13 protein-coding genes are annotated in these 13,983 nt (G+C 44.8%); 6 read left to right on the plus strand and 7 right to left on the minus strand.

What is annotated here, in order from left to right; all coding sequences use genetic code 11:
- Positions 1 to 18: 18 nt before the first annotated feature.
- Positions 19 to 1,596, minus strand: coding sequence for a glutamate--cysteine ligase (gene gshA / locus RJ01_RS05085; RefSeq protein WP_034170256.1), 1,578 nt, complete (start codon positions 1,594 to 1,596; stop codon positions 19 to 21).
- A 212-nt stretch (positions 1,597 to 1,808) separates the two neighbouring features.
- On the opposite strand from gshA, the gene RJ01_RS05090 reads away from it, so the two are divergent.
- From RJ01_RS05090 to RJ01_RS05100, 3 genes are read left to right on the plus strand one after another with little or no spacing between them, the layout of a single operon-like run.
- The gene (locus RJ01_RS05090) at positions 1,809 to 2,348 is read left to right on the plus strand and encodes a DUF924 family protein (RefSeq protein WP_004781435.1); all 540 of its coding nucleotides are present in this window, start codon (positions 1,809 to 1,811) and stop codon (positions 2,346 to 2,348) included.
- A 41-nt stretch (positions 2,349 to 2,389) separates the two neighbouring features.
- Entirely contained in the window at positions 2,390 to 2,959 is a 570-nt protein-coding gene (locus tag RJ01_RS05095; RefSeq protein WP_034170257.1) for a hypothetical protein, read from the plus strand.
- An 11-nt stretch (positions 2,960 to 2,970) separates the two neighbouring features.
- Positions 2,971 to 4,272 (plus strand): DUF445 domain-containing protein, encoded by a 1,302-nt coding sequence (locus RJ01_RS05100; protein WP_004781431.1) that lies wholly within the window; start codon positions 2,971 to 2,973, stop codon positions 4,270 to 4,272.
- Positions 4,273 to 4,359: 87 nt separating this feature from the next.
- Here the strand turns inward: RJ01_RS05100 and RJ01_RS05105 are convergent, their stop codons facing one another.
- Positions 4,360 to 4,647, minus strand: a complete 288-nt coding sequence (locus RJ01_RS05105; protein ID WP_034170291.1) for a DUF2798 domain-containing protein — start codon at positions 4,645 to 4,647, stop codon at positions 4,360 to 4,362.
- A 254-nt stretch (positions 4,648 to 4,901) separates the two neighbouring features.
- On the opposite strand from RJ01_RS05105, the gene argS reads away from it, so the two are divergent.
- Both argS and RJ01_RS05115 read left to right on the plus strand, forming a co-directional pair.
- Positions 4,902 to 6,692 (plus strand): arginine--tRNA ligase, encoded by a 1,791-nt coding sequence (gene argS / locus RJ01_RS05110; protein WP_034170292.1) that lies wholly within the window; start codon positions 4,902 to 4,904, stop codon positions 6,690 to 6,692.
- Between the two features lie 313 nt (positions 6,693 to 7,005).
- Positions 7,006 to 7,620: an SPOR domain-containing protein gene (locus tag RJ01_RS05115; RefSeq protein ID WP_004781427.1), complete on the plus strand. Its 615-nt coding sequence runs from the start codon at positions 7,006 to 7,008 to the stop codon at positions 7,618 to 7,620.
- A 163-nt stretch (positions 7,621 to 7,783) separates the two neighbouring features.
- Here the strand turns inward: RJ01_RS05115 and asd are convergent, their stop codons facing one another.
- The 5 genes from asd to RJ01_RS05140 form a co-directional block, all read right to left on the minus strand.
- Positions 7,784 to 8,635, minus strand: a complete 852-nt coding sequence (gene asd / locus RJ01_RS05120; protein ID WP_004781426.1) for an archaetidylserine decarboxylase — start codon at positions 8,633 to 8,635, stop codon at positions 7,784 to 7,786.
- On the minus strand, positions 8,632 to 9,480 hold the full coding sequence (locus RJ01_RS05125; protein ID WP_034170258.1) for a sulfurtransferase: 849 nt from the start codon (positions 9,478 to 9,480) through the stop codon (positions 8,632 to 8,634). Before RJ01_RS05125 ends, asd begins: the two co-directional genes overlap by 4 nt.
- Before the next feature lie 178 nt (positions 9,481 to 9,658).
- Positions 9,659 to 10,864, minus strand: a complete 1,206-nt coding sequence (pncB, locus tag RJ01_RS05130) for a nicotinate phosphoribosyltransferase (RefSeq protein ID WP_004781423.1) — start codon at positions 10,862 to 10,864, stop codon at positions 9,659 to 9,661.
- Between the two features lie 128 nt (positions 10,865 to 10,992).
- Complete coding sequence (locus RJ01_RS05135) at positions 10,993 to 11,520, minus strand: ankyrin repeat domain-containing protein (protein WP_034170259.1); 528 nt, start codon at positions 11,518 to 11,520, stop codon at positions 10,993 to 10,995.
- A 186-nt stretch (positions 11,521 to 11,706) separates the two neighbouring features.
- Entirely contained in the window at positions 11,707 to 13,221 is a 1,515-nt protein-coding gene (locus tag RJ01_RS05140; protein WP_004781420.1) for a catalase, read from the minus strand.
- Positions 13,222 to 13,448: 227 nt separating this feature from the next.
- Between RJ01_RS05140 and dtd the strand changes: the two genes are divergently transcribed.
- The gene (dtd, locus tag RJ01_RS05145; RefSeq protein WP_034170260.1) at positions 13,449 to 13,889 is read left to right on the plus strand and encodes a D-aminoacyl-tRNA deacylase; all 441 of its coding nucleotides are present in this window, start codon (positions 13,449 to 13,451) and stop codon (positions 13,887 to 13,889) included.
- The last annotated feature ends 94 nt before the right edge of the window (positions 13,890 to 13,983 follow it).

A 13,983-nucleotide genomic window follows, 5' to 3' on the forward strand; every position in this document is an offset into this window, starting at 1 on the left:
GGTTAATCCTCTTATTTATTATCGATATTGGGCTAAATATTCAGTAAAACTGATCATGTTATCTTGCTCGAGCTGCTGTTGTTGCTGCAATGACTTTTGTGACAATTCATTGAAATATTTAAGTGTTTCTTTGCTTAATCGATGTGATTCATAGAGATTGCTATGCTGATGGGCCAAATGCTGGCCAAATTGCCACATGCTGCTATGACTACGAATATCTCCGACAATCAGGGCTGACAAGGTCGCATCAACTTCATCGACACGGATCTGCATCGCTTGCATGGCGTTGCTATATAAATCAGTTTCATAAGCCTGATCGAGCAATTGGGCCAGTGGCTGCATACGTTGCAAATGCAGATTACACCAGTCTTCAATCATATAACGCTGACCATTTTCCATAATCGCAGCGTTATAGGCACGACCACGGTTGACCACTTCTGCCTGATTCTGGTCAATGATTTCCTGTTCTGCATCCAGCAGCGCCGGGCTGTCTTGCAATAAGCAGTACAGTGCCACTACTTCCAGGAAGCCGGCAGTATCTTCATTGATCCCGATCGCGCTATACGGATTGACATCGACAGCACGCAGCTCGACATAGCCAATCCCGCGATTTTGCAAGGCTTGTGATGGAGTTTCGCCTTCTTGAGGTACCTGCTTTGGACGCACCAGACTGTAGTATTCATTTTCAATCTGTAGCACATGGTCATTGATCTGAATTGGCTGACCATTGGCATCATCCAGACCCAGACGGGTAAACTGTTTGTACGGTGTTTTAACCGCTTTTTGCAGACCTTCCAGATAATCCTGCAGATTATTGTAGTGAATACCCAGCTGTTTCTGTGCTGAATTCTGGTAGCCAAAACGTCCCATCCGTAATGCAGTCGAATAAGGCGTATATAAAGTACCGCGTACCAGCGGGAATAAATGGTGATCGCGTCCAGTCATAAAACACTGGCAAACTGCTGGACTGGCGCCGACCAGGAAAATCACCAACGGGGTTAAACGAATAAAGTTACGGATCAGCCCCATATAGCGATGGCTGCGATAATCCTGCAAGCTTAAAGCGCGCAGCTCTTCATCAGTTTCCTGTTCTTGTAGCGCTATAAAGAAATGATCCGGGAAAGACAGATTATAGTGAACCCCGGAAATGGTCTGCATACGGCGACCATAACGCACGCCTAAACCATGACGATACAGCGTTTTAAATAAGCCAATATTGGAGCTGCCATATTGCGCCAGCGGGATATTTTCATCCTTACTGTCGAGCATGCACGGCATAGACATCGGCCAGAGCTTTTCATCATTTTTCAGATGACGGTGTACAAAGGCATGAATGTCAGTCAGATAGTTGAGGGCTTCAGTAATACTCTCTTTCGGTGGAGTAATAAACTCCATCAAGGCTTCAGAATAATCGGTCGTAATATGCGGATGTGTCAGAGCTGAACCTAAGGCATGAGGATGCGGTTCCTGTGACAGGAAACCATTGCTTTGCATACGCAAGCTCTCACGCTCGATACCGCGCAGCATTCCTTTGATGAGCGACGAATCTACCCATTCCGGTAATACATCATGGGCAGTCGATTCAGGTTGACTCATTACAATCTCGCTTAATGGGGGGTAACTATTAAAATAGAATCATCGGTTTAGCTTAGTATACCGCGATTTCCAGACAGCACATGCTGCCCTGCCTAGTTTTCAAGCAAACCATTGATTTTTAGTTAGGCAAATTTTTAACACAAAGTTTCTCTATAAGACATGTGAAATTTGTGATTTTATTGACAAATAAATGCTAATAAATTGTAAACATTATGAATTATCAAGATATTTTAGATTTCTGGTTTAGTCCTGAGACTCAACCCAACTGGTTTGCCAAAAGTGACCAGTTCGACCAAAGTTTGAAGGAAAAATTTGGCGATATTCTGGAACAGGCGAGTAAGGCTGAACTATGGTCATGGCGTAAGAATGCTGACGGCCGGTTAGCAGAAATCCTTGTTCTGGACCAGTTTTCACGGAATATTTTTCGGGATACGCCGGGTGCTTTTGCCCAAGACAGTCTGGCTTTGGCACTGGCTCAGGAAGCCATCAGCCAGGATCTGGACAAGCAGCTGAGCCCGGAGCAACGTTCCTTCCTTTATATGCCTTTCATGCATAGCGAATCTAAATTAATCCATGAATTTGCGCTAAAATTATTTCAGCGCCTCGGCAATCCAGAAAACCTCGAATATGAAATTAAGCATAAAATCATTATTGACCGTTTCGGACGCTACCCACATCGCAACCAGATTCTGGGTCGTGAATCCACCGAGGAAGAATTGAGTTTCCTGACCCAGCCAGATAGCAGCTTCTAAAGGTCTGTAATTCGCTGGATCATCCTATCAGGAGAACGAAGATGAAAAAAACTGTCATTGCCCTGACCCTTGCGACGGCAGCCCTGCTTTCTGGCTGTGCAACGACTCCGTCTAAGCCGCTGACCTTTGACCAGCTCGGCCAGTACAGCACCACCCCACTGAACGCCAACACCTACCGCATCAGTTTTCAGGCGCGACCTAATATGAGTTTCGGTACGGCCGAAGAAATCACCCTGCTGAAAGCCGCTCAAACTACGGTACAAAATGGCTTCCAGTTTTTCCAGGTATTGAACGATCCTAGTAACCGTACCCAGCAACCACCGCGTCAGGCAATTGTCTATCCGGCGCCTAGCATCTATCCATACGGCTATTATCGTCCTTATGGTTATTCCCGACGCTATCCGGGATTCTGGCCTGATCCATTCTATGATCAGCCCTATACTGTTACTTTAGATCCTGCTCAAGTGGCTTATACCATTGAGTGCTTTAAAGCCGGTCAGGAACCGAAAGATGCCTTTGATGCCCGCTTGATTTTACAATCACTTGGCGCTAAATATGGAGTAAGTCCATCCGGCCAAGTATTCCAACCGCAGCCGGCCACGTCCCAATAACAGGATGATTTATGCAGAAAGAGCAGCCGTCACCAAGCTTACAACGCAGTAAACGTTTTGCGACCATTGCACTGGTCGTTGCAGCACTAGGTTGGCTGGCGCTGATGATTACTGCCAAACTGCTGCCTGAATATGTCTGGCTGATTCATATCCTGATGCTCTCTGCTGAGGCGGGTGTAGTCGGTGGTTTGGCAGACTGGTATGCAATTACCGTGCTGTTCCGCAATCCTTTTGGTCGGCTACCGATTCCAAAATTTTTACGTGACCATACTGAAATTATTCCACGCAATAAAGCCCGGATTGCCGAATCTATGGGTCGCTTTGTGCAGGAAAATTTCCTTTCTCCGCAAATCGTGCAGCGCAGTCTGGCCAGTACGGACTTAAGTCTGGCTGCCGGCCGCTGGCTGGCTAATCCGCAGAATAATGCTCAAGTCACACAAGTGATTCAGCAGACCGTACCCAAAGTATTTGAATTTGTCGGGCAGGAACAGATCGCCGGATTTATTCAGAGCAACAGTGTGCAATGGGTCAAAAATACCCAGATCAATACCTTGGCCAGCGAAATGTTACGCGCTGTTTTAGAAAATGATTTCCATCAGGATGTGCTGCAACGCGGCCTGGATGTGGTGCATGCTTGGATGACCTCACATCCCGAACAGACTCGTGAGCTGACCCGCACTTTATTCAAGGAAATGGGGGTCTGGAGACTGGCCAAAGGCGCCAGCTGGATCGGCATTGATGTGCAGCAGCGCAGTATCGATTCCGTGATTCAGCGGGTGGAAGCCATGTTGGCAGATCCCGACCATCCTTGGCGGCTTAAAATTGAAGAAACTGCTCAAGAACTGATGCAGCAATTGGCAGATTCTGAAAGTATGGCTAGCCAGCGACTGAATGAAACCAAAGATGCCCTGCTCGACAGCCCGCAAGTACTGAATTTTATCAGTGGTGCAGTGGTCATTTTATGCGATGCCATCAAAGCAGATTTGCAAAAATCGGATTCGGGGATTGCGGAGAATCTGCGAGTCGCCATTCAGCAAGTCGGTGAGAATATTATTTCAAATACCTCAGTACGTGAGTTACTGAATAAACGTCTCAGTGGTATCGCTGTAGACTTAAGTGACCAGTACAGTGAGAAAGTGATTCGTTTTATCAGTGAACGTATTCATGAATGGGATTCGACCGAGATGATCGACAAGATTGAAAATGAAGTCGGTGGTGACCTGCATATGATCCGGGTCAATGGTGTCGTGGTCGGAGCCTGTATTGGTCTGATCCTTGGGATCATCCGCGCTGCAGTCGAGCATCTGATTTAATTGGTTTTTTAGCTAGAGACCCCATCTGTTAGCGAATTCTTTTTACCTTCTAAAACTTCTTTCTTAATTCTCATTGATAGAAAACAATTATTTGGGTGGCTGATTTCCTGACATATCGACCAGCAATCCGGCAAATTTGCGTACAAAAGGCAAAAGCGTTACCACAATTGGAAAAGCAATTGCCCAGGAAATCATCCAGTTATGAAACCAGAGCGCCATGAAGCCTTCAATCCAGCCCAGATTGCGCAGCATGTTGATCATGGAAATAATCCCACTCATCAGGCAGGACAAGATAAAAGGCACAATGACCAAGGCCCATTTGGCTGGAAGTTTGGGAATATTGCCGATGATGATCGGGCGCTGTTTTGAATCCATGCTGACTCTTTTTATTGTTTCAATCAGGCTAATATAGGCCATTTTGATTGCTGGATGATTCATTTTTTTATAGCAAAGTTTGCAACTTATTTATTCTCCTCTTTCTCATGTGATCCTTCATTGATGACCGATCGACGGATAGAAACCATAGGCTGTTAATCGTATATTTTTTATTCCCCATAAATGGTTTTACCTAAAGAGTCGGAAATTTGCTATATTTGCTGTTTTTCTGCGATATCTATTTTCGACTGATTATGAATACGGCAATCCAAGCAGCTCTCGATCATGCAGTGCAAACTTTACAGGCACAAAACGTACTCCCATCTGACTGGAACAATACAAGTAATTTGACGCGTACCAAAGACCGCAGCCACGGTGACTTTGCATCAAATATTGCCATGATCGCGTCTAAAGCTGCGGGTATGAAACCGCGTGATTTAGCAGAAAAAATCCTTGCTGCCCTGCCTGAAGTGGCGGATATCAGCAAGGCAGAAATTGCAGGCCCAGGCTTTATTAACTTCTTTTTAAATGCAGACCAGCGTTTTGCTGTGCTGGATCAGATTCAGGCTCAACAGGCAACGTATGGTCGTACCCAGGCCAATGCGGAAAAACGCGTTCAAGTTGAATTTGTTTCTGCGAACCCGACTTCCAGCCTGCACGTAGGTCATGGTCGTGGCGCTGCTTATGGTATGACTGTTGCAAATCTGCTTGAAGCGACAGGTGCCAAAGTTGACCGTGAATATTATGTCAATGACGCAGGCCGTCAGATGGATATTCTGGCGACTTCAACTTATTTACGTTATTTAGAATTGACGGGTCAGGAACTGGTGTTCCCGAAAAATGCCTATCAAGGTGACTACGTTAAAGAAATCGCACAAAGCATTATTGATAAAGACGGCGATATCTATGTTCGCCCTGTTGCAGACGTTTATAAAGATGTCCCTGAAGACGTACAGTATGCTGCCGAACCGGATGCTGAAGGCAATAAAGTGGTTGTTTCAGGCGATAAAGAAAAACACATTGATGGCCTGATCTTTAACTCACAAACCTTATTAAATGAAGGTTACCGCGTCTTCCATCAGGCTGCGTTAAAAGCCATCCTTGATGATATTAAAGATGACCTCGGTGAATTCGGGGTGACTTTCAATCAATGGTTCAGTGAAGCGACTTTAATTGAAAAAATTGATGAAGCGCTACAAACTCTAGATCAGCGTGGCTTCCTGTATGAAAAAGATGGCAATATCTGGTTCAAGTCGACTGAATTTGGTGATGAAAAAGACCGCGTGGTTAAACGCCGTAATGGTCAAACCACTTATTTTGCCTCTGATATTGCGTATCACCTGAACAAATTACAACGTGGCTATACCGATATCATTGATATCTGGGGTTCAGACCACCACGGTTATATCGCACGTGTAAAAGCCGCGATTGATGCTCTGGGCTATGACTCGAAAAAACTGACTGTACTTCTGGTTCAGTTTGTCAGTCTGTGGCGTGGTGGCGAGATGGTACAGATGTCCTCTCGTTCAGGCCAGTTCGTGACTTTACGTGACCTGCGCAAAGAGGTCGGGAATGATGCAGCGCGTTTCTATTATGTTATGCGTAAATCTGAACAGCACATTGACTTCGACCTTGACCTTGCCGTATCTCAAAGCAAGGACAACGCCGTATATTACATCCAGTATGCGCATGCGCGGATCTGCCGTATGTTAGAAAAGGCAGCCTCTACAGGTGTGAACTTTGATGCAGCCACTGCACGTGGTCTGGCAGCCAAACTTGAGCTGGAAGCAGAGACTGAAATTCTGGCAAAACTGGCAGCTTATCCAGAGATTGTTGTTCGTGCTGCAAACAGCTATGAACCGCATCAGATTGGTAACTACCTGAAAGAGCTGGCTGCGCTGTTCCATGGCTGGTACAACGACAACAAGGTTCTGGGCGATGATGCAGAATTAACTCAGGCACGTTTATTGTTATCTGTAAATGTTCGCCAAGTGCTGCGTAACGGTCTGGAACTGCTTGGTGTATCTGCGCCTGAGTCAATGTAAAGCACTGCTTTTACATTGACGCAAGACGAAGAGCTCTGCTCGAAGTGAGCATGTAAGCAAAACACTGTTTTGCATGCTCGCAAGGCGAGAGCTGTGCTTAAAGTAAGCATGCTAGTCATTGCCGTTTATCTGCTGAATAAACATTTTGTAACGTTAGCTATGTGCTTGAAGATGTAGATAAATTAAAATTCTGTGTGATTTGTGATCTAGATAATGACTTTTCTATCATGATCACATAGGATGAAGTTATAGTAGGGGCATAACTGCTGTTATGCCTTTTCTATTTGCCCCGATAAATAAGAGGAAATCCCAAGTGTTTGGAAAAACGCAGCGCGGTGTATCTGAAAGACCGAATAAGCCCAAAAAGCCACTTATTCCTACCTGGCTCGGCACACTCGTGATCATTTTAATCGTGTTAAGTTTTTTAATGGCACTCATGCTGTGGAAGCCATGGGAACCTGTTAAACCTAAAAACCAGGCTACGGCTGAGCATTCTCAAGAAGAAGATACCAATAAAGACTACCGTTTTTATGATCTGTTGCCACAGCAGCAAGTGACACCGATTCCTGAAAAGGCGGTTCCTGAAGCAAAAAATCAGGAAGCAGTGGTGATTGTAGAGGCACCAAGACCTGAAGTTGATGAATCAGAAACAGCAACTGAGCCAGGTCTGGATACAACCGAAGCCCCAACTCCTGCTTCTGCAAGCTATATTTTACAAGTTCGTAGTTTTGATGACCCGGATCAGGCAGATGCCCGCCGTGCAGAAATTATTCTCAACGGTTTATCTGCAGATGTAGTCCGCAGCGTGGAAAATGGCAAGGTTTGGTATCGTGTCGTGTCTGGACCTTATGATTCAGCAGAATCTGCGATTATTGCACAGCAAACCTTACAGCATAGTGGTATTGATTCGATCGTGGTCAAACGATAAGGTTTAAATATAAAAAGCGCCAGATGGCGCTTTTTTTCCCTCTCCTAAAAGGAGAGAAAATCTCCCCCTTTAATAAAAAGGGAATGAGGGGGATTTACTTATTCTGAGTCAGCAAATATTTAATCCCTTCAACCTCCCTTTAAAAAAGGGAGGCTTTGGGAACTTAAATAGTGTGACCTAGCGCCTCACCCATCAATACGGTTGAATTGGCTTTAAACTTCTCATCCCATTGCATCTTGTTTTCTTCAAACAGAATAACAGCGGTTGAACCTAGGTAAAAACGGCCCAGCTCTGCACCTTTTGCTAAGAAAAGATTATGCTGGTTTAGCTCAATACGGCCAGAGGGTTTTACTTTGCCAGTCGCTACAGTTTCAATGCCAGCCACAATCATCGCACCAACTAGAACCACTGCCATACGACCAAGTTCGGTATCAAACAGACATACCATACGTTCATTACGGGCAAACAGGCCCGGAATATTTTCGGCTGTGGTCTGGTTGACCGAGAACAGTTCACCCGGCACATATAAGGTTTCTGTTAGAGTTCCGGCGAATGGCATATGAACACGGTGATAGTCACGTGGTGACAGATACACTGTCGCAAACTCACCATTCTTGAATGGTTCTGCCAGTTGCGGATCAGCAATCAGGTTTTCAACCGTAAACTTCTGACCTTTGGCTTGGAACACATTGCCATTTTCAATTTTACCCAGTTGGGAAATCGCGCCATCTGCCGGAGACACAATCGCAGTTGAATCAGCATCGACCGCACGCACCCCGGTTCTTAGTCCACGGGTAAAGAAATCATTAAATGATTTGAATTTTAAGGCATTCGTCTGCTCAGCAATCGACATATCAATCCCGTATTTGGTCTTGAACGCTGCGATCACGGCTGTTTTTACAATCGGATTTTCGCTGGCTGCAATTTTTCCCACCACACGGGACAGGCGATGCTGTGGCACCACCTTTTGGGCCTGGATAAACAGTTGTTGTTTTAGACGCGATGTGATGCTCAAGATGGCACCTCTCCTGTAGCGATTGGACTATCGAGGCGGTTGCCCCATTCACTCCACGCACCATCATAGGCTCGAATTTTCCAGCCGAATAAGCGACCCAGAATATAAGCCAGACCTGAACGGTGATGGGACTGACAATACACCACAACTGGTTGATCCAGATCAAATCCCAGTTGTTCCAGACGCTGCTGAGTACGTGGTAAAGGATGTAATTTTAAATGATTTTGCCGGTTAAGGGCAGTACTCCACTCAAAATGACGTGCGCCCGGGATGTGACCACCGCGTCGCGCGGCCAAACGAAGGCCAGTATATTCATCTTCTGTACGGCAATCCCATACCTGAATATTTTCATTTTCAATGAGTTGTTTTAGTTCATTATAATCGATCTGAAATTCAGCCTTTCTTTCAAGATTAACCGGAACCAGATGATCGACAGGTGTAAACGTTTCCTGATCTGATGAAGTCGGTAGTCCTGCACCCAGCCAGGCATGGATACCGCCATTGAGTAAACTGGTATTTTCAAAGCCCAAACAATGCAGGTTCCAGAGCAGACGCCCTGCCCACGCACCGCCTTCATCATCATAAGCCACGACATGATGGTCAGGAGAAATGTTCAGGTAACGAATTAAAGCTTCCAGCCCTTCCGCATCCGGTAACAGGCCCATGGCTGTTTCCTCCTGGCGAACCAGCAGCTTGGGTTGCAGATGTAAGGCATGTGGAATATGCAATTGTTCATAAACCGACGCCCGGCTTAAATCAATAATTCGAAGTTTTTCGTGCCCCAAATGTGGAACCAAATCTTCTGCTTCAATCAGCAGACCAAAGTCAAAGGCGGAAGCTGTCATCTTAGTAGTTGTCATTGCGGTCAAATCCTTTTGATCTTAGCACAGCTCATTTTTTCAATTATGTTGTTTTTATCTAGATCCTTAGCATAATTTTAGCTAAAGCTAATTCAAGAAAGACCATCCTCTAAGAAAAAACCGCCTCATGATTGAAGCGGTTTTTTTAATAAAGCAGATATTTTTAGGCAGGTTCTGAGATATTGAATACCTGACGCAAATATGCCAGGAAGGTATCATTATCCGTCATGGTTTTGCCTGGGCTATCGGAGATTTTCGCCACGGATTGACGGTTACATTCCACCAGTTTCAATACGATATTTAGCGGTGTCTGCCCCATATCATTGGTTAGATTGGTGCCGATCCCGAAACTGACCTGGAAGCGATCTTTAAAGTATTGATGCAATTTCCAGGCTTTTTCCAGATTCAGACCATCACTAAAGGTCAGCATCTTGGTCTTACTGTCAATTTTCAGCTTTTTATAATGTGCATAAGCTTTGTCACCCCATTCATAGGGATCGCCACTGTCATGGCGCAAGCCATCAAACAGTTTGGCAAAGTACAGGTCAAAGTCACGCAGGAAAGCATCCATCCCGACCACATCAGTCAAGGCAATTCCTAGGTCACCGCGATATTCTTGTACCCAAGTTTCCAGGGCGGCTTTCTGGAAATTACGCAAACGCACATCCAAGGCCTGAAAGGCTTGCAGAAATTCATGCGCCATGGTGCCAATCGGAGTAATGCCCAACTCTTTGGCTAAATACACATTACTGGTCCCACGGAACACGTGTGGTGCAGCTTTATTGAATTCTTCGACCACATGCTTTTGCCAGTCAAAACTATAACGACGGCGGGTACCAAAGTCTGACACCAGGAATGGTGGATCATTCCGGTTTTGCTCGGCATCATACTGTTTTAAAAGTTCAATTTTAGCTTTTAAACGACGTTCACCTTCGGCTAGCACTTCAGGTGTACGAATGCGGCTGAAATACAGTTCATTCACAATGGCTAGTACAAAGATTTCAAACATCATTGCCTGAACCATGGGGCCTTCAATAGTAATATCCAGGCGGCCTTCATTATCGATGGTGGCCTTAATAAAACGGCGTTTGAGCTGGAATAGTTCCAGATAATCCACAAAATCGCTTTTGATAAAACGCAGGCTGCGTAAATATTGTAATTCGTCTTCTTTAAATTTGAGCTGACACAGCAAATCCAGTTGGTGATTCAAATCATCCAGAATATCCGTCAGCGGATATTCCGTATCTTCCAGGTTGCGACAACGGAAATGATAGACACTATGCGTTTGTGGAAACTTGTGTAATACCACTTGTAGCATGGTGAATTTATACAAGTCAGTATCTAACAAAGAGTGGATAATTGGAGCCATAACTAAGGGAAATATCGCTGTGCTTATCCCGCATTAAAGCATAAAAGTTTAGGCAATATTGCAGGATTTACGTACAGCTAGCTGAATTATCGACAAAAGTTCAAGAAAATAAACTGCTTCCTGCTCGGTTATTTGACTGCTTTCAGCCCGTTTTCCTGTTCCTTGATAATTTTCTGTAGCTGCTTTTCCTGACCGATCACCTTGGCAAATTCAGCTGTGGTTTTTTGCCCGGTTTTCTTGGCTTGGGCATCACAGTCTACCTGACGCAGCTGTTTGGCAATGGCAAATTCCATTTTAAACAAGGCGCCCATCAAGGCCGTATTGCCACGGTTGTCCCGGGCGCAGCGGTCTGCCCCTTTGGCCAGTAAGGTGGTCACAATATCCTGATGGCCATAATAGGTCGCCATCATCAATGGGGTATAACCATCTTGATTACGTACATCGACTGGAAAGCCATGTTTTAAAAATTCATTGATCACTTCGCTATTGCCGATTTTAGCAGCAGCAAAAAACAGATCGATCAATTCCTGTTGTGAGGTCATCTGAACGCTTGCCGCAGTTTTTGCAGGGGAGACATTCTTCACTTCAGCAGCAGTTGCGAATGCGGAGCTAAAGGCAAGAATACTGGCTAAAAATGCATATGGCAGAACTTTCATGATGAACTCCAACAGAAATCGAAAGGAAAATTTAAGTCTTGAAAGACTCAATTGACCTGAGATGAAATAAAAAACGGAGTGCCTGTAAAACTCCCCCTAGGGTGCAGGAAAGGTTTGGAGTATTACAGGACTTTTTGGAGGTGATGCGCTATGCCCTAGTCACCAGTTCCTCAAGACCAATCGGAATTAGTCTTTTAATTTTGCAGCTTTGGCCTTAACGATGGCGATGTCGCCATTTACAGCTTTGGTCATACGCATACCGTAGTCCGCATCTGCCTTATAGAAGTAAGACAACATAATGTGCTTGGTTTCTGAATCTTTGACATTGCCTAAGTCAGCCGCCAGATTCATGATCAGGTCATCTTTTTCTTTGGCAGTATAAGAGCGGTAAAGTTCACCGGCTTGCTTAAAGTTTTGCTCTTTAGTACCGATCTGCTGAACATGACCAGTCAATGGAGTTTCAACTGCACGCGCTTTTTCAGTCGCCGGTTTAGGCTCTTTACGGCTTGGCTCGTAGTTCACATCAGAGTCACGTTCAGACACATTCATGTGACCTTCCTGGTTGTTGTTGTTCACATTCACCACAGGACGGTTTACCGGAATTTGCTGATGGTTCACACCTAGACGGTACATTTGTGTATCTGAATAAGAGAAGATACGGCCTTGAAGCAAACGGTCTTCAGAGGGTTCGATACCTGGTACCAGATTACCTGGTGCAAATGCAGCCTGTTCAGTTTCATTGAAGAAGTTCTTCGGCATACGGTTCATCGTCAATGTACCGACTTTTACTTCTGGAACCAGATTGGTTGGCCAGATTTTGGTTGGATCTAGCGGATCGAAATCAAAGCTGTTCAGATCTTTAGGATCAAGCACCTGAATATATAGATCCCATTTCGGGAAATTACCTGCATAGATGTTGTTATAAAGATCGTTGGTCAAGTGGTTGAAATCTTTACCTTGTTGAACAGCCGCTTCTTTGACGTTCAGGCCCTTCACGCCCTGTTTAGAGCGGAAGTTGAATTTTACGTACTTGTATTCGCCTTTGTTGTTATACAGTTTGTAGGCATGTACACCGAAACCGTCCTGTTCGCGGTAGCTGGTTGGGACACCTTGCTTGCCATAAACATAAGTCAGCATGTTGGTTGCCCAAGGCTGGCTAGACAAGAAGTCAAACACACGGTTGGCATCTTGTACATTTGTGACCGGGCTTGGTTTCATCGCATGGATGAAGTCCGGGAATTTAATCGCATCACGGATAAAGAAGACTGGCGTCTGGTTACCGACTAAGTCCCAGTTACCTTCCTGAGTATAGAATTTGATGGCGAAACCGTGAGGATCACGTAGGGTTTCTGGTGAACCTTTACCATGAATGACGGTAGACATGCGCACAAAAACTGGAGTTTTGGTACCGGCCTTAAATAAAGAAGCAATTGTTAAATCAGACAGATCTTTCGTAGTAACGAATTCACCATAAGCACCTGTACCACGTGCGTGAACCACACGTTCAGGAATGCGCTCACGGCCAAAACGTTGCAGTTTTTGAACCAGTTGTACATCTTGCAACAAAGTTGGACCTTGTGGACCCGCAGTGATCGAGTTTTGGTTATCACCGACAGGTGCCCCGTTATCTTTGGTTAATGGCGCAGCTTGTGCAGCTGTCACCGTTGCAAGCATTGCAACAAGTAATGAGCGCTTAAACATTTCTAAATCTCTCAATTTAATACCTTTCCTGCATGCAGCTAAGATACTTGAGAGCAAAAAATAGATAAAACAGATAATTTTTATTATTATGATCGTGTTTTTAGATAACTTAAAATATTATCAATGATAATCAATAAATTAAGCCCATTTTTTAGACATTAACTTAATAATAGATGAGTCTGATCTTGCTACAATGGCGGCAATTTTGAATCTGACTGAAATTGATTATGCGTGCATTATTACAACGGGTACTCGAAGCCAAAGTCGTGGTCGATGGTGAAACCACCGGAGAAATTGGCAAAGGTATTCTGGTTTTTCTGGGCTTAGGTAAAGAAGATAATCTGGAAAAAGGCAAAAAACTGATTGATAAAATATTGAAATATCGCTTCTTTGATGATGAGCAAGGCAAGATGGGCTGGAATGTCAGTCAAGCCAATGGCGGTTTACTGCTGGTGTCCCAATTTACCTTGATGGCGCAAACCCAAAAAGGCTTACGTCCAGATTTTGGTCCAGCCATGCCGCCAAGCGATGCTAAGGCCTTATATGAACAGTTGGTCGAATATGCCCAAAGCCAGTTCGACAATGTACAAACCGGTATTTTTGCAGCTGATATGAAAGTGCATCTGGTCAATGATGGACCGGTAACGTTTAATCTGGAAGTTGAATAAACCGTCATTGTTTCAGAATGAAAAAAGCCCTCTAAATGGGGGCTTTTATATGATAATCCTCCCCGACCCCCTCCTTTAATTAAAGCAGGAGGAT

It is taken from the genome of Acinetobacter sp. YZS-X1-1 (assembly GCF_000804305.1).
GTDB lineage: Bacteria > Pseudomonadota > Gammaproteobacteria > Pseudomonadales > Moraxellaceae > Acinetobacter > Acinetobacter variabilis.